Raw genomic sequence first — 18,055 nt, 5'->3', positions numbered from 1 at the left:
TTTTTCACTTTTTTTCAGGCTGCTGACAAACGATAGTAAGGGTGTTGCATTATCGGCTTATAAGAATTTTTTCAAAAATATCGAAATCGGCGACTCTGCAACTCCTCGATGCTTTAATCTTGATTTTGCAATTTGGTAATGCTTGCTTGGAACTGTCTCTTGCCCGCTATTGTCGAGTGGGTGTGTTTGGCAGCATCATAGATTTCAAGCTCGAAGCTTACGGCATCACCGGGCTCGAGCATGATAGAGTCTATTCCCGTCGCGGCAGGTGAGCCGTTGACTAAAAATTCCCAGTAAAGAAATGGCGCCGAGGATGAAATGAATGAGTCGTAGGTCTCATTAATCATCATGACCAAATATCCAAGGTTGTCCCCGTAATATTGCAGTGCATAGGTAAATACGCTGGTATTGTTGATTATGTTATAGGCCCCTTCCAACGCCTGTTGTGCGTTCATGCCCGAGGACCAAGGTACTGTTGCGCTGGGACCTCCCACCACGGATACGGTTACCGATTGTGTTGTGTTCATAGATTGCTGATCCTTGTGCCATGTAGATCCAAGTTGCGAAAAGCGCACGATGCTGATCGGCTGCACCGACGCGATAGTGATATTGAATCTGACCATAGTTCATGGTTTTGAAGCTGTCGACGCGGCTGGGCACAAATAGATGCTGGGGTTAGGTAAAAGACACGGGGGTCAGCCTCTCTCAAGCTATTTGGCCTCATGAAATGGCGCTATAGATTTCGACAGATTGACGAACCTCAGGCCCACCGCGCCATCAATAACATCGAAGCCGCAGCCCACAGCAGCGCCGCACAACCGCGATTGAACAGGGACTTGCCCTTCGATGCGGCGAACCAGAGACGCATATGCACGCCCATACAGGCGAAGGTGCTGCCCTGGTGGTGAGCCAGTTCCATGTGAGGCATGTATTTATAGGTTCCTTTGAATCTACGGCCTTGATCGTGGAAGACGATCGATTCGACTACGGCGAGTGTCGGAAAGGAGATGCGCACCCCTCGCTTGCGGGCGAAATAGTCCTATTTTCGGTACTTCTGCACCCTGGGGATTCAAATCAATAAAACTGTCTCTTCTCTCACGGGCTCATGCTTATGCTGATCATGGTTTCGGTCTGAATGTCTACCAGGCTCAACGCACCATCAGAGAATGCGCAGCCAGTATCAATATATACAACATTGCCCAGGCGCGTAACGCTGGGCACCGTTGAGTGCCCAACATAGATCCGGTCTATTCCTTTAATGGTTGTATGATCTTGCTGATCAATTTTTTCTCTGGCATACAGCGCCGTCTTCAAGGCTTGCCGCTGATGCTGCTCCCCAGATTTTCCTGTGATTGCATCTTTGGCTTCCTGCCAGCCATCGTTACTTTGGATGACGGGGGCTTCGGCATGAACTATTCCAATTGTGTGATCGTTTGAAAGTTCAATTTCAATGATCAATGGAAGTGCTTGCAGGGTTTTTGATAGTTCTTGCTGAATGTCGGGTTGTAACTCGTAGAGCCAGGCTCCACCATTTCGGATATGTCCGGGTATGTTTCCGTGACCTGAAATGCAGTCAATAAGCATCTGTTCATGATTGCCGCGCACGGTGTGGAACCACGGCTTCTCAAGCCAATTCAATATGTCTATGGGATCGGGGCCTCGGTCGATGAGGTCTCCCACGGAAAAGATGCGATCCAGCTCAGTGTTGAAGTTTAGTTTGTCTAAGGCTGCTGTTAGAAGTTTGAAATGTCCGTGAACGTCGCCCACTACAAAGTCGCGACCTTTTTTGTTGGATGGGAAAGATCTCGTCCTGTACATTTTCAGTGCTTCAGCAGATGTTGATTGGCGGTGACTTTATCACTTGGCGAAATAAACAGTAAGCCGCTGGGCGGGGGGGAATAACGTCGTGCGGTCAAGCTTGAATCGCCAGCCCGATACACTTCTCAAAAACCTGCTCCATAGGCTCCATGACGCCGTTATAAGCCGCGATATTGGCGTAGATCCACTCGTCCTTCTCAATCCCCCACCAACTGATTTCAAACCCGGCATTCATGATGAGGTGTTCAAACAGGATGCGTTGCGCACGACCGTTGCCTTCGCGGAAGGGGTGTACGACGTTGATGTCGGAATAGGCCTCTGCCACAGCGACGATCAGCTCAGCCCGCTCCATGCCCTCGAACCAGTTTGCCGCGGCCATGTTGGCGATGATCTTATTGGCTTCCTTTTCCATGTACTCGGGTTGGCAGAAGCGGGTGGCTTGTTTGGACATGCCAACGGTGCGCAGCTCTCCGGCCCATTCGAACAGGTCTGAAAAGAGGATTCGATGAATGTTTTGAAGGTAGGCCAGGCTGTAGGGGGGAGGGCTGAATTCGACGTTGTCGGCTGCGATGGCCGAAAGTTGTTGTTCGGCTTCGCTTAGGGTCGGTTCGTCTCGAATATCGAGTTTGTTGCGAAGGACGGTGGAGCCGGGATAGCAATAAGCGTCCTCGCCGACTCCATATTTGTCAGCCATCAGGTTCTGGTCTGGGTGAAGGCCTTCAAGACCTCTTCACGCGTTGGCATTTTGCGTTCGCCGTCGGCGAAGGTCGTTTTGAAACCTTCCAGACGGAGGCTAGCCGCGTAGTTGGATCTACGCGTCCTGGCGGCATAGGCCTTTTTGGTTTCAAGGCTGACATTGCCCATGGGCTGGACCTCAAATCGCGCTGGTGGGCGGATTATAGCCCATCCCGTTGGCGTGGCCTATGTTGCGGCCTGGACGAAAGGCGTTGAGCGCTCATTCGTTTCGAGATTTTTCCTTGTGCTCATAGCTGTGCTGCTCAATCCATCGCCGGACACCCCCATCGGAAATTTCCCTCAAGACGCGTCGCTCCCCGCTGACTATCCACCCGATCACCCCGTGCGCTAAGTTTTCTCCGTCGCTGCAAATTCAGCGAGAGGGTGTGGAAGCCCTCACGAAAACCTAGCGCGTTGCACCGCTAAATTAAAAAGCAGACGCTTTTCCTAGGTCTGCTGTTAAATTACGGCGGCTGTACGCGGGGCGCCTTCGGGTGCGCCGGGTCCTAGGTTCTCGGTCTTCCACACCCGCGTACAGCTGCCACCCACCAGGTGGAAGTGGTGAAGGCAGTTCCTTTACATAACCTAGGTACAAGCCAATGAAAAAGCTCACCCCCAACCCTCCGAAAGCCACAGCCAATCCAAGGTGGCTTTCGTCTAGCGTCACCCAAACGTATCTCCTGCTGAATATCCGAATCCCGATCCCGGATTCGACCTCTTTGCCAGCGGCATCCCAATCCGCCACTGACCTCCCAACCCCGCAGGAGTAACCCCTCATGTCCCGTTACATGCCTATCACCGGTATCGAAAACAATTTCCACGCGCTCCTGATCGACACAGAAGCGCCGCTGGACGTGCTGCACGACACCGCCGCTTACCGCATCGCCGCTGTTACTCAGTTGCTGGAAAACCTCGCCATGCGATCCGACATCAGTACGGACGCCGTGATACTCCATGATTTCGCCCAAGTGCTAGCGATTCCCCTGCGCGATGGGTGTGATCTGCTGGATGTGATTGGGCGGCGATTGCAGGCGCAGGTCCTGGCTTCGTAAGGGAAGTGGGCGACCTCACGAGGTCGCCTGCACTGTCTTGCTCATCACCCTTTGCAGTCTGCAATCCTGTGGGAGCGAGCCTGCTCGCGATAGCGGTGGGTCCGTTGGTGAGGATGTTGGATGTGATGCCGTCATCGCGAGCAGGCTCGCTCCCACAGTTTTTCCGGGGTGTTCACAGATATTGTGTTCACCATAAATCCCTGCGTGGGAGCCTGCTCGCGATAGCGGTGGGTCCGTTGGTGAGCATGTTGGATATGATGCCGTCATCGCGAGCAGGCTCGCTCCCACAGTTTTTCCGGGGTGTTCACAGATATTGCGTTCACCATAAATCCCTGCGTGGGAGCCTGCTCGCGATAGCGGTGGGGCAGTTGATGGAGGCGTTGGATGTGATGCCGTCATTGCGAGCAAGCTCGCTCCCACAGTTTTTCCGGGGTGTTCACAGATATTGTGTTCACCATAAATCCCTGCATGGGAGCCTGCTCGCGATAGTGGTGGGTCAGTTGGTGAGAATGTTGGATGTGATGCCGTCATCGCGAGCAGGCTCGCTCACAGTAAAACTTGCGGACAGCGCTTTAGTGGCGTTGATCAGTTCGCACCTTCTGGCGCAGAGGGTGCGCTGCCCGGCCGCTGCAACGAAGCGCCTTCCAAGGTCTTCCACAGCTTACGCATCGTTGGGTTGCGATTGGCAATCGCACAGTACGAGCGAATCTCCAGGCGCGTGCTCCATTGCTCGCCACCGGCCCGCACCAACAGCCCACGCTCCAACTCGTCAGCCACCGCACTCTGCGGCAACCAGGCCACGCCGTAGCCCTCGATGGCCATGCGCATCAGTAGCATCGCCATGTCCGCTTCATAGCAGCGTTCCAGCGCGATCGGTTCAGGGCCGTTGTTGATGACGATGTCCGCCACGCGTCCCAGGAACGTCGTTGCTGTGTAGGCCAGGTAAGGCACCGGTTTGCCGGCGCGGCCGGGCAGGCGGAACAGCGGTTCGCCCTTGCGGTTGGGCGCGCACAAGGGGATGAACGCATCGTGGCCGAGCACCAGGCTGCCAAAACGCTCGGGGTCCAGCAGGATGGGGGCGAGCGGATGGTGGTAGACCATCATCAAGTCGCAACTGCCTTCCTCCAGTGCAATGACGGCGTCATGAATGTTGGCGGCCACCACCCGGGCGTTGAACTGTTCGTTGTGTTGCTGGAACTGCGAGAGCCACTTGGGCAGGAAGGTCATCGACAGGCTGTGGCCGGCGGTGATCTGGATCGAGCGTCCGGGCATTCGTTCCACGTCACGCAATGTCGAGCGCAACCTCAGTAATCCGGCGAGGGCCTCTCGGCTTTCATCGCAGAAGGTGACTCCCGCGGGGGTGAGTTGGACAGGGTAGGTGCCCCGGTCCACCAGCTTGACGCCCACCCATTCCTCAAGTGAGCGGATGCGCCGGGACAAGGCCGATTGCGTCACGCAACGCACCTCGGCGGCGCGGGAGAAATTTTTCCATTCGCCAATCGCCAGAAGATCATCCAGCCATTTGAGTTGCATATCGGAATCCCCGTTGTGAGGGCTCGATTTTACTGTGCAACTCCCCGGCATAGCGCGGCCTTTCGCTAACTATTCCAAAAGCGCATGGGGCTAGCAGGATTACTCATCATCCCTCCGAATCCGCTCCTTAGAATCGATCCCTGCCAAGTAAAAAACTCCAAGAACTACTTGAGGACAGCACCGTGAAGAAGAATAAGCTCCCACGTCGAATTGCAATGGGCATTGCCCTGGGCGTACTTGTTGGTTGGGCGTGTCACCATTTCGCAGGGAGCGAGCAAAGTGCCAAAGAGATCGCCAGTTACTTCTCGATGGTCACTGATATTTTCCTGCGCATGATCAAGATGATCATCGCGCCGCTGGTTTTTGCGACGCTGGTCGGTGGTATCGCCAGCATGGGCAACTCCCGTTCCGTTGGCAGGATCGGGGCTCGGGCGATGGCTTGGTTTGTCACCGCCTCGGTCGTCTCGCTGCTGATCGGGATGGGCCTGGTCAACCTGTTTCAACCCGGTGCCGGGTTGAACATGGATGTGGCCCAGCATGCAACGGCGGCCGTGCCGGTCAACACCGGTGACTTCAGTCTCAAGGCGTTCATCGGCCATGTGTTTCCGCGCAGCATTGCCGAAGCGATGGCCAACAACGAGATCCTGCAGATCGTGGTGTTTTCGCTGTTCTTCGGCTTCGCACTGGCCGGCGTGAAACGGGCGGGTTACACCCGGATCACCGACTCCATCGAAGAGCTGGCGAAGGTGATGTTCAAGATCACCGACTACGTGATGGCGTTCGCGCCGATTGGGGTGTTTGCCGCCATTGCCTCGGCCATTACCACCCAGGGGCTTGGCCTGCTGGTGGATTACGGCAAGTTGATTGCTGAGTTCTACCTGGGGATCCTGATTCTCTGGGCGTTGCTGTTCGGTGCCGGTTACCTGTTCCTTGGTCGCTCGGTTTTTCACCTCGGCAAGCTTATTCGCGAACCGATTCTCCTGGCCTTTTCCACCGCCAGCAGCGAATCCGCCTACCCGAAAACCATCGAGGCGCTGGAGAAGTTTGGTGCGCCAAAACGCGTGTCCAGTTTCGTGTTGCCCCTGGGTTATTCGTTCAACCTCGACGGTTCCATGATGTACCAGGCGTTCGCCATCCTGTTCATCGCCCAGGCCTACAACATTGATTTGAGTTTCACTCAGCAGATGCTGATTCTTCTGACGCTGATGATCACCAGCAAGGGCATGGCCGGTGTCGCGCGGGCTTCGGTGGTCGTGGTCGCGGCCACGTTGCCGATGTTCAATCTTCCCGAGGCGGGGCTGCTGTTGATCATCGGCATCGACCAGTTCCTCGACATGGCCCGCACGGCCACCAACGTGGTGGGCAACAGCATTGCGACGGCGGTGGTCGCCAAGTCCGAACCCCACGAAGAAGCCGACGAGGACGAGGGCGCACACGCTCCAGTTCGGTCACGATCCGAGCCGGTGCCGGTGGCTTGAGGAGACGTTCATGAAGGCTAAAGCGAAGTCGAGTCACAAGGCCTCTGTGGTTCGCAAGTTGGGCATCGTCGGCGGGCTTGGGTCTTTGGCCGGGGGCGATCTGTTCTACAAGTTGGTCAAGTCCCGGGCGGTGCTCGAGGACCAGGGGCGCTACCATTTCCTGTTCGAGCAGCACCCCTTCAAGGACGTGCTGCTGCCGCTGGACCAGGGCGCGAGTATGACGTCGCGCAAGTTCTATGTGTTCCAGGTGTGCAAGTCGTTCGAGGACAGTGGCTTCGATGCGGTGATGCTCCCATGTTTCGCCAGCCATACCTTTCGCGCTGAAATCGAGGAGGAGTTGGGCATTCCCGTGCTGGACATGATGGCTGCCTTGACCCGGCACGTCAGCCACACGGTGCCGCCCCAGACGATGTTGGGGGTGATCGCCTCCGACTTCGTGCGCCATTGCGGATTGTTCGAGCGACATTTCGGCAAAGACTTCCAGATTGTTTACCCCGACGCAGACGCTCAAGCGGGGTTGATGGAGGCGATGTACGGTCTCAACGGCATCAAGGATGGCCACCTCGAAGGCGTGCCGCTTGAAGCGGTCTACCAGGCGTGCCTGTCGTTGCAGGCCCAGGGTGCGACGGTGATCCTGCCCGGCATGACCGAGCTGTCCCTGGTCTGTGCCGATTTGCAGCGTCGCGGGATCACCGTGCTGGACATCAATGAGATCTACGCCGACTTTGCAACGCTGGACCAGCAGCCCAGGCGCCCACCGTTCAAACTGGGCATCGTGGGCGGCGTCGGGCCTGCCGCCACGGTGGACTTCATGGCCAAGGTGGTGGCCAATACCCCGGCGGGAAAGGACCAGGACCACATCAAGATGGTGGTCGAGCAAAACCCGCAGATACCGGATCGGACGGCCAACCTGCTGCGCGATGAAACCGACCCGACGATGGCGATGTATGCCACCTGCAAGCGTCTCGAAAGTGCCGGCGCCAACGCCATTGCGATTCCCTGCAACACCGCGCATGCCTTCGTCGAACGAATCCAGGCGCACCTGAGGGTGCCCATCGTGAACATGCTGAGCGAGACCGTGGAGTGGATCGCGCGCACCTATGGTTCGGGCAAGGCGATTGGCTTGCTGGCGACTTCCGGTACGGTGCAGAGCCAGGTCTATCACCAGGCGGCGCGCCATGCCGGGCTCCAGGTGCTCACGCCAGGTGTCGATTACCAGGCGATGGTCATGGACGCCATCTACGGACCGCGCGGTATCAAGGCCGGCTTTACGCAGGGGCTCTGCAAGGAGCAACTGTTGCTGGCGGCCGAGCATCTGTGCGAGCTGGGGGCGGGGGTGTTGATCCTGGGGTGTACGGAGTTGCCGCTGGTGCTGGAACATTGCGAGTCGTTCGAGATCAATGGGCACAGGGTGGCGCTGGTTGACCCAACGATGATCCTGGCGCAGAGGTGCGTTGCGTTGGCGCAAAAGGCACCGCTCAGTGGGAGCAAGCTTTGCTCCCACTGATGAATCAACCAGCCTTGGCCGGCTCACGCAACGCCGCAATGTCGCGCTTGGGCGGCACGCCAAACAAGCGGGCGTATTCGCGGCTGAACTGGGAAGGGCTTTCATAGCCCACCTTGAAAGCCGCACTCGCCACGTCCACGTGCTCGTTGAGCATCAAGCGTTTTGCTTCGTTCAACCGCAGCCACTTCTGGTATTGCAGCGGGCTCATCGCCGTGAGCTGACGGAAGTGGTGGTGAAACGTCGGCGTACTCATTTGCACCCGTGCCGCGAGGTCGTCTATGCGCACGGGTTCGGTGTAGTTCAATTTCAACCAGTCGATGGCCTTGGCGATCCGGTAGCCCTGGCTATCGACCGAAACGATCTGCCGCAGTCGGGCGGCCTGGTCGCTGAGCAGCAGCCGGTAGTGAATCTCGCGCTGGATCAACGGCGCCAGGATGGGGATCGCTTCGGGTTCATCCAGCAACCCCAGCAGGCGTGCGAACGGCGCCAGCAGGTCCGGCGTTGCGGTGCCGATTCCCGCGCCGATCCCGACTGCTCGATCACGCGGCGGCGACAGGCTGCCTTGGGCGATCAGATCGGCCACCATGCGCAAGTCGAGCCTCAGGACCAGGCCCAGGCAGGGCTGTTCCGGGCTGGCCTGCATCACCTCGGAATTGGCCGGGATGTCCAGGGAGGTCATGAGGAACCGCCCGGTGTCGTAGCCATAGGCTTCGCCGCCGATCCAGACCTGCTTCTCGCCTTGGGCCACCAGCACGATGCTCGGTTCGATCATGCAAATCACCGGCGGCGCCGGGGCGTCACGCCGAAAGAAGACGAGGCCGGCGATGGGCGTTTCAAAGTCGCCCGGGTGTGAGGTCCGGGCGCCAATGATGGCGGCCAGAGTCTCTTGTACGGATCTGCGTTGAATGGCCATGTCGGGTCCGGGTGTCATCTGAGCTCAAGCGCTATAGGCAGAACATTAACTCGCCAAGCGAAGCGCTGCCTATACGCAATAGAAACACTCATAGGATCAGGCAAGTATCTCAGCGTAATGCACTACCGGCCGGCCGGGCCGAGCCCTGAAGATAGAACCTCATTCAATCCAGCAAGGAGTCTTCTGATGCGTGTACAAGCCTATGGCGCCCACGCGGGCGACAAGCCCCTTGAACCCCTGCAGATCACTCGTCGCACGCCGGGCGCCCACGACGTCCAGATCGACATCGCTTTTTGTGGCATCTGCCATTCGGACCTGCACCAGGTGCGTGCCGAGTGGGCGGGTACCCAGTTCCCTTGCGTGCCGGGCCACGAAATCGTCGGTCGGGTCGCGGCGGTCGGTGCCCATGTGTCCGGCTTCAAGACTGGCGACCTGGTGGGCGTTGGCTGCATCGTCGACAGCTGCAAGCATTGCGACGACTGCGACAGCGGCCTGGAAAACTATTGTGACGGGATGATCGGGACCTACAACTTCCCCACCCCGGATGAACCCGGTTGGACGCTGGGTGGCTATTCGCAAAACATCGTGGTGCATGAGCGCTATGTGTTACGCATTCGTCACCCCGAAGCCCAGCTTGCCGCCGTCGCGCCGCTGCTTTGCGCAGGCATCACCACCTATTCGCCGCTGCGCCGCTGGAACGTCGGGCCGGGCAAGAAAGTCGGCGTGGTCGGCATCGGTGGCCTGGGCCACATGGGCATCAAGCTCGCCCATGCTATGGGGGCTCATGTCGTGGCGTTCACTACGTCCGAGTCCAAGCGCGAGGATGCCAGGCAGTTGGGGGCCGACGAGGTCGTCGTGTCGCGCAATGCCGAAGAAATGGCGGCGCACACCAAGAGTTTCGATTTCATCTTGAACACCGTGGCAGCCCCTCACGACCTGGACGCGTTGCTGGTGCTGCTCAAGCGCGACGGCACGATGACCCTGGTGGGCGCCCCGGCAACTGCGCATCCTTCGCCGAATGTCTTCAACCTGATCATGAAGCGGCGCACCCTGGCCGGGTCGATGATCGGCGGCATCCCCGAGACCCAGGAGATGCTCGATTTCTGCGCAGAGCACGGCATCGTCGCCGACATCGAACTGGTCCGGGCCGAGCAGATCAACGCGTCCTACGAGCGCATGCTCAAGGGCGATGTGAAGTATCGCTTCGTGATCGATAACGCGACCTTGGTCGGCTGAAGACAGGCGCCAGCGGACCGCTCGCGAAAGCGGTCTGCCTGAGACGGTGATGTTCGATGTGCCACCGTCATCGCGAGCAGGCTCGCTCCCACAGGGGGGAGGTGTGGCGGGCACGAAATATGTGAACACCCCCATTCAAAACTGTGGGAGCGAGCTTGCTCGCGATAGCGGTCTGCCTGAGACAGTGGTGTTGAATATGCCGCCGTCAATCTGCCCACAGATCCATCAAAGAAACACAGGATTGTCCTCCAATGACAGATAACTCATCGCCACAAGTCCAGCCCGCCTGGGGCGCGGTACTTGCCATGGCCCTCGCCGCGTTCGTGCTCGTTGCCTCGGAGTTCATGCCAGTCAGCTTGCTGACGCCGGTAGCGGCCGATCTTCACGTCAGCGAAGGGCAGGCCGGCCAAGGCATTGCCGTCTCTGGCGCCTTTGCCCTGATCACCAGCCTGTTCATCGCATCGATTGCCGCCCGGGTCGATCGCAAATGGCTTCTCCTGGGGCTGACCTTGCTGATGATCGTTTCAGGCACCGTGGCGGCGTTTGCACCAAACTATGCGGTATTCATGCTCGGTCGCGCATTGATCGGCGTGGCGATTGGCGGCTTCTGGTCGTTGTCGGCGGCCACCGCCATGCGGCTTGTGCCGGACGATCAGGTTCCGCAGGCGCTGGCCATCGTCAATGGCGGCAATGCCTTGGCGACGGTGATCGCTGCGCCGCTGGGCAGTTTCCTGGGGGCGGTCATCGGTTGGCGTGGCGCGTTTTTCTGCATCGTGCCCGTCGCCGCCATCGCCCTGGTCTGGCTGCTGTTACGCCTGCCCTCCATGCCTTCGCGGGGAAAGCAGGGCAGCACCAATGTCTTCAAGTTGATGACCCGGGCACCGGTCGCACTCGGCATGCTGGCGGTCAGCACGTTTTTCATGGGCCAGTTCATGTTGTTCACCTACCTGCGCCCGTTCCTTGAAACGGTGACGCAGGTGAGCGTTTCCATGCTGTCCTTCATGTTGCTGGTGATCGGTGTGGCGGGTTTGCTGGGCACCTTCCTGATCGGGGCCTGCCTGAAAAACAACCTCTATCGGACGCTCATCGTCATCCCGCTGTTGATGGCCGCGATTGCCATTGCCCTGGTGGGGTTCGGTGGCTCGGTAACGATCACGACCGTCCTGCTCGGCCTTTGGGGCTTGGTGGCCACGGCGGCGCCCGTAGGTTGGTGGACCTGGCTTTCGCGAACGCTGCCGGAAGATGCCGAAGCCGGCGGCGGCCTGATGGTGGCGATCGTCCAGCTCGCCATCGCCGCGGGCGCGACAGTGGGCGGCCTTCTGTTTGACCTGAGTGGCTATCGCGCGACCTTCGAAACCAGTGCGGCGGTGTTGGGCGTTGCCGCTGTTCTTGCGGTGCTGGCCGCTCGGTCAGCGCTCCGGGAGTCTTCATCAACAACGCAAGCAACGCCCTACAGCACGGTGGGTTGAGATAAATATCCGTCAGTCGAGGATGACCTGGTGCTGCGCCATGCCAGGCGCATAAGGCGACGGAGCTTCTCGGACCGCATTCTGGGTCAGGAAGGAAGCGACCAGCAACACGATGCCTATCGCTGCAGGAAGTGCACCGCGCGGCTTGCGCACGCCGATGTGCGCGGACGCCGACAACAGCAGGTGATAGAGCATGCCTGCATAAGCCAGGTCGCTGAGCGCCACGCTGGTGCGCGACAGGATGGCGACCACCCCGAGGATCTTCAGGACGGTGAGCATCGGTACCAGATAGCTGGGGTAACCGAGGTCGGCCAGCGCCTGGCCGACCCAGGCCTTCTTGGTGACGTACAGCGTTGCGGATGCCAGGTAAAGCAGGGCCAACGCCGCGGTACTGATCCAGTAGAGGTAGTGTTCAATCATGAGGTTCTTCCTGAGTGGGCTGGGTTGAATCGACAAGGGGCGAGAATGTCGCCTAACATGAAAGCCCACAAGAAGGATGAAAAAGTGATGGTTAGTATGGAAAACCAGACTAATGAGCACGCCAGCATCAACATGCACGAGCAAATGCGCCGCGCATTCGCGCTGCTCTCGGGCAAGTGGAAATTGGAAATCATGTGGTTGCTCAATCAGCGGATCTACCGCTTTGGGGAGCTGCGAAAGGCCATTCCCGGCATCACGCAACACATGTTGACGGCGCAACTTCGCGAGCTGGAAAGAGACGGCCTGGTGTCTCGCACGGTGTTCGCAGAAGTGCCGCCGCGGGTGGAATACGAAATCACGCAAAAGGCCCGAGGGCTTGGGCCGACGATGGAAGCGCTGACGACCTGGTGGACGGAATATGGCAACAGCGTGCCTGTGAAGGGGACCTCGCGCGGACGCAAAGCCAAAGACAGTTGAAAGGGCGACCTCAAGGGTCGCCCATTTGCGTTAAAGCCCCAGGCCTTGCTCGACCAGCGCGAGCAAGGTGTCCTCGTCCAGCATGGTCGGTTCAGGATGCGGTTGTGCGGACAGGCGCAGTGCCTGGATATGCCAGAGCGATTCACCATGTTCGCCGAGTGTGCGCACGATGCAGTGTTCCTGCTCCTTCATATGGACTTCGATGCAGCCTTCGCCCTTGGACGAGAAACGCGCAATCGGGTCGAATGAAATGCGGTGATGATTGCCTTCGATCACCAATTGATCGATGGCGTAGCTGTACGTCGAACCGCTGGAATGACTTTCAAATACATGGGTGGGGTTGCGTCGAATGTCCAGGCCCGCCTCGCACACGGGCGCCAACCAGATTTCGATCTGGCGATACAGTTCGTAGACCTGGGCGGGCCAGTGCTCGATCGCCAGGTCGGCGCAGTTGTCGGTATCCGCGCGGGTTTGCTGGGTTTTCCTCAGTTTGGCCGCTAGCTCGTCTGCCTTGCTCATGTCGATTCCCTGTCGTGATGATAGGTTGAGCTTAGCTGATGGGCTGGGGTGTTCATTTGCGCTGGGTCATGGGGTGGTGTGTTGTTGAGTTTCAGTGCGATGACGATCACCGGAACAATTTACGAGGAGCAAGTCATGCACATGACAACACTGAGCAATAACGACCTGGGACCTTTGCGCGATGCGCTCACCCTGGCCGGTCTTCCCGTGGACGATCTGGCGTATCCCGGTCGACAGTTCTTCAGCTTCAGCCACCAAGGCGTCGATGTGGCGTTTGCTGGCATCGAGGGGGAGGGGGCTGACCGGTTGCTGCGTTCGCTGGTTGTCCTCGAGGGGCAGCGGGGGAAGGGCACTGGCGCGGCGGTGTTGGCCGCTATCGAGGCGTTTGCGAAACGTGAGGGTGTAGAGCAGCTCCATCTGCTGACTGACAGCGCCGCGGCGTTTTTTGCCGGCCAGGGCTATCAGGCGCGGGACCGCTCGCTGGCGCCTGCTTCGATCAGTGCGACGGCCCAATTCAAAACCTTGTGCCCGGCTTCGGCGACGTACCTGAGCAAACGCCTCGTCTAGCGCAGCAAGTGCACCGCCAGCCCAGCCAGCCCGCAAGCCAGCAACACCTGGATCACCCCCAGCTTGTAGCGAAACAGCGCAATGGCCGCCGCGATTGCGATGATTGCCGACGGCCAGTCCAGGGCACCCGCAAAACCGTTGGGCCAGAGTACGTGGTAACCGAAGAAGCACGCCAGGTTGAGGATCACCCCGACCACCGCCGCGGTAATCGCGGTCAGCGGCGCGGTGAATTTCAGCGCGTTGTGCGTTGATTCCACCAACGGGCCGCCGGCGAGGATGAACAGGAACGAGGGCAGGAACGTGAACCAGGTCACCAGCGTGGCCGCGACGGCCCCGGCGAGAAACGCCTGTTCGGGACCAAACACCTGCATCACGTAGCCTCCGACGAAACCGACGAAGGCCACGACCATGATCAGCGGCCCGGGCGTGGTTTCGCCCAGGGCCAGGCCGTCGATCATTTGTGTCGGCGTCAGCCAGCCGAAGTGTCCGACAGCGCCCTGGTACACGTAGGGCAAAACCGCATAGGCGCCGCCGAACGTCAGCAATGCAGCCTTGGTGAAGAACCAGGCCATTTGCGTCAGCGTGCCTTCCCAGCCGAACACCGCGGTCAGCAGGCCCATTGGCAACGCCCACAACAAGGTACCGATGATCGCCAGCCGGGCGAGCCTGAAGGCGCTGAACCGGACGTGGTCCGGGGGCGGCGTGTCGTCGTCGATCAATGCCGGGCCGAAGGATTGGTGCTTGTCGTCGTGGCCGCCCAGGCTGAATTTTTCCGGTACCCAGCGACCGCCCAGGTAACCGATGACGGCGGCACCCAGCACGATCAGCGGGAAGGGCACGTTGAAGGCGAATATCGCGGTGAACGACGCCGCAGCGATCGCCCACAGCCAATTGTTCTTGAGTGCGCGGGAGCCGATCCGGTGGGCGGCATGCACCACGATTGCCGTTACCGCCGGCTTGATGCCATAGAAAATGCCCGCCACTATCGGCACTTCGCCAAAGGCGACGTACAGCCAGGACAACGCGATGAGAATGAACAACGAAGGCAGCACGAACAGTGCCCCGGCGATCACCCCGCCCCAGCTTCGGTGCATCAGCCAGCCCAGGTATGTGGCCAGTTGCTGGGCCTCGGGCCCCGGCAGCAACATGCAGTAATTAAGGGCATGCAGGAAGCGTCGTTCGGAAATCCAGCGTCGGCGCTCCACCAACTCCTGGTGCATGATCGAGATCTGTCCCGCAGGGCCGCCGAAGCTGATGAAGCCCAGTTTGAGCCAGAACCAGAAGGCCACGCGCAGGCTGACGGCGTCGGGTCGGGTCAGGGGCTGTTCGTCATCGGTTCGGATCGGTTTGCTCATGGGCGACGGGGCACGTGAAAGTCAAAGGCGATCTACGTTATGGGGCGTTACGCAATTTAGATAGCCCCCGGCAAGGTTTGCTTGTAAAAAACAGCCCTTCAGAGATTTGAAACACAAGGTTGGAACAATCATCGCCCGATCATCCTGCTTTCGCACAATCGCCCCAAGGAGTGGGTCAATGAAACAACGTCTTGCCATTGTCGTACTGATCGTACTGACACTGGGCTCCATGGGCGCGGCCAATGCCCGCGAATCCGGCAACGCACGGGCGCAATCCGTGGCCGGGGTGTTCGATTACTACTTGCTGGCGCTGTCCTGGTCGCCGACGTTCTGCCTGACTCACCAGAAGGATGCGCAGTGTTCCGGCAAGGGCTACGGCTTTGTGCTCCATGGTCTCTGGCCGCAATACACCCGGGGCGGCTGGCCGCAATCCTGTGCGCCCCAGGTGCCGTTGACGGCGGCGGAGCAGAACAAGGGACTGACCTTGTTTCCCACCCGCAAGTTGATGGCGCATGAATGGTCCAAGCACGGCACTTGCAGTGGCCTGGGGGCCATGGGCTACCTGGAGGTTGCCGACAAAGCCTTGGGCGCGGTGAAAATCCCACCGCAGCTGCAACCGTTCAATTCCTCGTATTATTTCGAGGCTGATGACATCGTCCGACTGTTCCGCCAAAGCAATCCAGGCATCGCGCCTGACGGCATTGCGGTGATTTGCAGCGGGCCGCAGTTGTCGGAAGTGCGGGTGTGCATGGACAAGGACCTGGCGTTCGCCGCGTGTGGCAGGGGCGTCAGGACACAATGCCGGGCCGGGGAGATCCGGGTGCCGCCGGTACGGTGAGAGCCACAACCTGATCCCGTGGCGAGGGACCTTGCTCCCGCTCGGCTGCGCTGTAGGAGCGATGTTGCTGTGCAGGAGCTGTGCAGGAGCTGTGTAGGAGTTGTGTAGGAGTTGTGTAGGAGTTGTGTAGGAGTTGTGTAGGAGTTGTGTAGGAGCTGTCGAGTGCAACGAGGCTGCGATCTTTCCCCAGACACTTGAATCCCAAGCGAAAGATCAAAAACTTGAATCCCAAGCGAAAGATCAAAATCAAAAGATCGCAGCCTTCGGCAGCTCCTACCCGAGGAATTTCGTCGTTCTGAAACGGGTATTTTTGTTGGCTCCTGGGCGAGTTTTTGGATCCACTGCAGCCACCCATCGGCTCTGCTGCACGGGCAAATTGCCGCCTCACAAGCGGTAGGCTAAGCTCACGAATATTGGGGGCTTTGAGCGAATTCGCTCATGTTTTGCCCCCTTCAGGAATTCGCTTGCCTATCCCTATTTTCGATCCTTTCCACGTCCCTGGCGGTGCCTTGAAGCGCCTGCCGTTGCTCAAGGCAGCGGTTACGTTTATCGCGGCGGTGTGCCTGTGCTTGTGCGGTTTGCTTTACCTGCAACTGGAGCAGTCGCGCAGCCACGACCTGGAGTCGGCCCGCGTCGCTTCGGCAACCCTTACCCGGGCCATGGCCCAGCAGGCCCAGGACACCTTCCTCCAGGCTGATCTGGTGTTGGCCAGTCTGACGGATTGGATCCAGATCGATGGCTACGGCCCCGCTGTACAACCACGCTTGCAGCAAACCTTTGCCCGCCGTGTGCAATCGCTTGAGCAATTGCATGGCCTGTTCCTGTTCGACAAGCACGGTCACTGGGTGGTGACCTCTTTTGACTACCTGCACAGGGGCGCAGGGGTCGCGGACCGGGATTATTTTGCTTTCCACCAACAGAATGCCTCCTTGATCGCTCATATCGGCCCGGCGATTCGCAGCCGGCAAAACGGCGAATGGATCATTCCCGTTTCCCGCCGTTTGAACGATCAGGATGGCAACTTCCAAGGCGTGTTGATGGCCGGCATCAAAATGTCGTACTTCGACCGATTCTTCAAAAGCTTCAGCCTGGATGAGCAAGGCGAGATGGCCTTGGCTTTGTCTGACGGGACACTCTTGGCCCGGCGCCCCTTCGATGAGGGGCGGATCGGTCACCCGCTGGCCCAGGAAAATATTTACAACCATGGCCTGGCGGGTGGGATGTCTGGCGATGCACTCATCCGTTCGGCCATCGACGATGTCGTCAGGCTGTATGGGCACCAACATCTCCAGGCCTATCCGTTGGTGGTCACTGCTGCGATGTCTGAAGGCGCGATTCTGTCGGGGTGGCATGACAGGGCTTTCCAATCCAGCCTCATTGTCGGCCTGGTGGTGCTGGGCATTTGCTTGTTCGGCTGGGTATTCGTGCGCCAGGTACGTAACAGCGAACGGATCGAAGCGGACTTGCGCAAGGCTCAGCAAGCGTTGGAGCTGATTGCCACCCATGACAGCCTCACCGGCCTGGCGAATCGGCGCCTGTTCGAACGGGCCCTGGACGTCGAGTTCGGCCGGGGTGCCCGCCAGCACAGCCCCTTGAGCCTGATCATGCTCGATATCGATTTCTTCAAGCGCTACAACGACGCCTATGGGCACGTGGCCGGGGATCATTGCCTGGCGGAAGTGGCCAAGGTGCTCAAGGACTGTTGCCATCGCAAGGCCGATCTGGCGGTGCGTTATGGCGGCGAAGAGTTTGCGGTTTTGTTGCCTGACACCAATCTTTCGGGGGCCATGGCGTTGGCCGAGCAGATTCGTCGCAGCGTCATCGACAAGCACATCACCCATTCCGGCTCCCCGACCGGCTACCTCACGGTGAGCCTGGGCTGCTATGCCTTTGTGCCCAGCAGCCTGGACAGCATCGAAGTCTTCATCCAGCGGGCCGACGCGGCGCTTTACCAGGCCAAGCACAGCGGCCGCAACCGTGTGGCGGTGTTATCGACGGAAGGTGGGCTCGATACGCTGGCGCGCTCGGATCGTTGAGATCGGTTGGAATCATCGACTACGTACCACGGTCCATTGTTCAGACACTGCGCTGGTGCCATATACGAGGTGTGTAGGTTCTTTCGCAAAAAACCGTGGGCT

General features: G+C 59.1%; 19 protein-coding genes. 9 read left to right on the top strand and 10 right to left on the bottom strand.

From position 1 onward, the window contains the following. Positions 1-113: 113 nt before the first annotated feature. From ASC85_RS29090 to ASC85_RS32445, 5 genes are all read right to left on the bottom strand, one after another. On the bottom strand, positions 114-527 hold the full coding sequence (locus ASC85_RS29090) for a DUF4430 domain-containing protein (RefSeq protein WP_162254904.1): 414 nt from the start codon (positions 525-527) through the stop codon (positions 114-116). A 233-nt stretch (positions 528-760) separates the two neighbouring features. Then, on the bottom strand, positions 761-928 hold the full coding sequence (locus ASC85_RS31935; protein WP_177343188.1) for a hypothetical protein: 168 nt from the start codon (positions 926-928) through the stop codon (positions 761-763). A 167-nt stretch (positions 929-1,095) separates the two neighbouring features. Then, entirely contained in the window at positions 1,096-1,767 is a 672-nt protein-coding gene (locus ASC85_RS29085) for a metallophosphoesterase (RefSeq protein ID WP_236712424.1), read from the bottom strand. Between the two features lie 145 nt (positions 1,768-1,912). Next, positions 1,913-2,512 (bottom strand): putative adenosine monophosphate-protein transferase Fic, encoded by a 600-nt coding sequence (locus ASC85_RS29080; RefSeq protein WP_057452371.1) that lies wholly within the window; start codon positions 2,510-2,512, stop codon positions 1,913-1,915. Continuing rightward, positions 2,512-2,682 carry a YhfG family protein gene (locus tag ASC85_RS32445; RefSeq protein WP_003199786.1) on the bottom strand — a complete coding sequence of 57 codons (171 nt, stop codon included), beginning with the start codon at positions 2,680-2,682 and terminating at the stop codon, positions 2,512-2,514. Before ASC85_RS32445 ends, ASC85_RS29080 begins: the two co-directional genes overlap by 1 nt. A gap of 647 nt (positions 2,683-3,329) precedes the next feature. On the opposite strand from ASC85_RS32445, the gene ASC85_RS29075 reads away from it, so the two are divergent. After that, positions 3,330-3,605, top strand: coding sequence for a hypothetical protein (locus ASC85_RS29075; RefSeq protein WP_013692639.1), 276 nt, complete (start codon positions 3,330-3,332; stop codon positions 3,603-3,605). Between the two features lie 585 nt (positions 3,606-4,190). Here ASC85_RS29075 and ASC85_RS29070 read toward each other — a convergent pair. Then, complete coding sequence (locus tag ASC85_RS29070; protein ID WP_053178649.1) at positions 4,191-5,138, bottom strand: LysR substrate-binding domain-containing protein; 948 nt, start codon at positions 5,136-5,138, stop codon at positions 4,191-4,193. Between the two features lie 182 nt (positions 5,139-5,320). Between ASC85_RS29070 and ASC85_RS29065 the strand changes: the two genes are divergently transcribed. Continuing rightward, positions 5,321-6,616, top strand: coding sequence for a dicarboxylate/amino acid:cation symporter (locus ASC85_RS29065; protein ID WP_046064733.1), 1,296 nt, complete (start codon positions 5,321-5,323; stop codon positions 6,614-6,616). Positions 6,617-6,626: 10 nt separating this feature from the next. Continuing rightward, entirely contained in the window at positions 6,627-8,123 is a 1,497-nt protein-coding gene (locus ASC85_RS29060) for an amino acid racemase (RefSeq protein ID WP_057452370.1), read from the top strand. 4 nt (positions 8,124-8,127) lie between these two features. Here ASC85_RS29060 and ASC85_RS29055 read toward each other — a convergent pair whose 3' ends face one another. Next, complete coding sequence (locus ASC85_RS29055; RefSeq protein WP_057452369.1) at positions 8,128-9,036, bottom strand: AraC family transcriptional regulator; 909 nt, start codon at positions 9,034-9,036, stop codon at positions 8,128-8,130. A 186-nt stretch (positions 9,037-9,222) separates the two neighbouring features. On the opposite strand from ASC85_RS29055, the gene ASC85_RS29050 reads away from it, so the two are divergent. Together ASC85_RS29050 and ASC85_RS29045 are read left to right on the top strand one after the other, a co-directional pair. Continuing rightward, on the top strand, positions 9,223-10,272 hold the full coding sequence (locus ASC85_RS29050; RefSeq protein WP_057452368.1) for an NAD(P)-dependent alcohol dehydrogenase: 1,050 nt from the start codon (positions 9,223-9,225) through the stop codon (positions 10,270-10,272). Positions 10,273-10,523: 251 nt separating this feature from the next. Then, positions 10,524-11,741, top strand: coding sequence for an MFS transporter (locus tag ASC85_RS29045; protein WP_057452367.1), 1,218 nt, complete (start codon positions 10,524-10,526; stop codon positions 11,739-11,741). 12 nt (positions 11,742-11,753) lie between these two features. Here ASC85_RS29045 and ASC85_RS29040 read toward each other — a convergent pair whose 3' ends face one another. Next, positions 11,754-12,161: a DoxX family protein gene (locus ASC85_RS29040; protein WP_057452366.1), complete on the bottom strand. Its 408-nt coding sequence runs from the start codon at positions 12,159-12,161 to the stop codon at positions 11,754-11,756. 87 nt (positions 12,162-12,248) lie between these two features. Here ASC85_RS29040 and ASC85_RS29035 point away from each other — a divergent pair, with 87 nt between their 5' ends. Beyond that, complete coding sequence (locus ASC85_RS29035) at positions 12,249-12,638, top strand: winged helix-turn-helix transcriptional regulator (RefSeq protein ID WP_201785311.1); 390 nt, start codon at positions 12,249-12,251, stop codon at positions 12,636-12,638. A 30-nt stretch (positions 12,639-12,668) separates the two neighbouring features. Here the strand turns inward: ASC85_RS29035 and ASC85_RS29030 are convergent, their stop codons facing one another. Beyond that, a complete protein-coding gene (locus tag ASC85_RS29030; protein WP_057452364.1) occupies positions 12,669-13,157 on the bottom strand; it encodes a hypothetical protein in 489 nt (162 codons plus the stop codon). 135 nt (positions 13,158-13,292) lie between these two features. On the opposite strand from ASC85_RS29030, the gene arsN2 reads away from it, so the two are divergent. Continuing rightward, complete coding sequence (gene arsN2, locus ASC85_RS29025; protein WP_057452363.1) at positions 13,293-13,724, top strand: arsenic resistance N-acetyltransferase ArsN2; 432 nt, start codon at positions 13,293-13,295, stop codon at positions 13,722-13,724. Here the strand turns inward: arsN2 and chrA are convergent. Next, positions 13,721-15,079, bottom strand: coding sequence for a chromate efflux transporter (gene chrA, locus ASC85_RS29020; RefSeq protein ID WP_057452362.1), 1,359 nt, complete (start codon positions 15,077-15,079; stop codon positions 13,721-13,723). The genes arsN2 and chrA overlap by 4 nt on opposite strands. 178 nt (positions 15,080-15,257) lie before the next feature. On the opposite strand from chrA, the gene ASC85_RS29015 reads away from it, so the two are divergent. Next, the gene (locus ASC85_RS29015) at positions 15,258-15,917 is read left to right on the top strand and encodes a ribonuclease T2 family protein (RefSeq protein ID WP_057452361.1); all 660 of its coding nucleotides are present in this window, start codon (positions 15,258-15,260) and stop codon (positions 15,915-15,917) included. Positions 15,918-16,381: 464 nt separating this feature from the next. Further along, entirely contained in the window at positions 16,382-17,953 is a 1,572-nt protein-coding gene (locus ASC85_RS29010) for a sensor domain-containing diguanylate cyclase (RefSeq protein ID WP_057452360.1), read from the top strand. The last annotated feature ends 102 nt before the right edge of the window (positions 17,954-18,055 follow it).

Source organism: Pseudomonas sp. Root401 (genome assembly GCF_001425105.1).
GTDB classification, from domain to species: domain Bacteria; phylum Pseudomonadota; class Gammaproteobacteria; order Pseudomonadales; family Pseudomonadaceae; genus Aquipseudomonas; species Aquipseudomonas brassicacearum.
The sequence above is the reverse complement of the archived record's forward strand: the minus strand, read 5'-3'. Positions and strand labels throughout refer to the sequence as shown.

What these genes read in the sequence shown, in the direction of transcription:
- ASC85_RS29030 (WP_057452364.1), bottom strand. Translation starts at nt 13,157, where the DNA reads ATGAGCAAGGCAGACGAGCTAGCGGCCAAACTGAGGAAAACCCAGCAA.
- ASC85_RS29040 (WP_057452366.1), bottom strand. Translation starts at nt 12,161, where the DNA reads ATGATTGAACACTACCTCTACTGGATCAGTACCGCGGCGTTGGCCCTG.
- ASC85_RS29080 (WP_057452371.1), bottom strand. Translation starts at nt 2,512, where the DNA reads ATGGCTGACAAATATGGAGTCGGCGAGGACGCTTATTGCTATCCCGGC.
- ASC85_RS32445 (WP_003199786.1), bottom strand. Translation starts at nt 2,682, where the DNA reads ATGGGCAATGTCAGCCTTGAAACCAAAAAGGCCTATGCCGCCAGGACG.
- ASC85_RS29090 (WP_162254904.1), bottom strand. Translation starts at nt 527, where the DNA reads ATGAACACAACACAATCGGTAACCGTATCCGTGGTGGGAGGTCCCAGC.
- ASC85_RS31935 (WP_177343188.1), bottom strand. Translation starts at nt 928, where the DNA reads ATGCCTCACATGGAACTGGCTCACCACCAGGGCAGCACCTTCGCCTGT.
- ASC85_RS29060 (WP_057452370.1), top strand. Translation starts at nt 6,627, where the DNA reads ATGAAGGCTAAAGCGAAGTCGAGTCACAAGGCCTCTGTGGTTCGCAAG.
- ASC85_RS29075 (WP_013692639.1), top strand. Translation starts at nt 3,330, where the DNA reads ATGTCCCGTTACATGCCTATCACCGGTATCGAAAACAATTTCCACGCG.
- ASC85_RS29035 (WP_201785311.1), top strand. Translation starts at nt 12,249, where the DNA reads ATGGTTAGTATGGAAAACCAGACTAATGAGCACGCCAGCATCAACATG.
- arsN2 (WP_057452363.1), top strand. Translation starts at nt 13,293, where the DNA reads ATGCACATGACAACACTGAGCAATAACGACCTGGGACCTTTGCGCGAT.
- ASC85_RS29015 (WP_057452361.1), top strand. Translation starts at nt 15,258, where the DNA reads ATGAAACAACGTCTTGCCATTGTCGTACTGATCGTACTGACACTGGGC.
- ASC85_RS29055 (WP_057452369.1), bottom strand. Translation starts at nt 9,036, where the DNA reads ATGGCCATTCAACGCAGATCCGTACAAGAGACTCTGGCCGCCATCATT.
- ASC85_RS29050 (WP_057452368.1), top strand. Translation starts at nt 9,223, where the DNA reads ATGCGTGTACAAGCCTATGGCGCCCACGCGGGCGACAAGCCCCTTGAA.
- ASC85_RS29045 (WP_057452367.1), top strand. Translation starts at nt 10,524, where the DNA reads ATGACAGATAACTCATCGCCACAAGTCCAGCCCGCCTGGGGCGCGGTA.
- ASC85_RS29070 (WP_053178649.1), bottom strand. Translation starts at nt 5,138, where the DNA reads ATGCAACTCAAATGGCTGGATGATCTTCTGGCGATTGGCGAATGGAAA.
- chrA (WP_057452362.1), bottom strand. Translation starts at nt 15,079, where the DNA reads ATGAGCAAACCGATCCGAACCGATGACGAACAGCCCCTGACCCGACCC.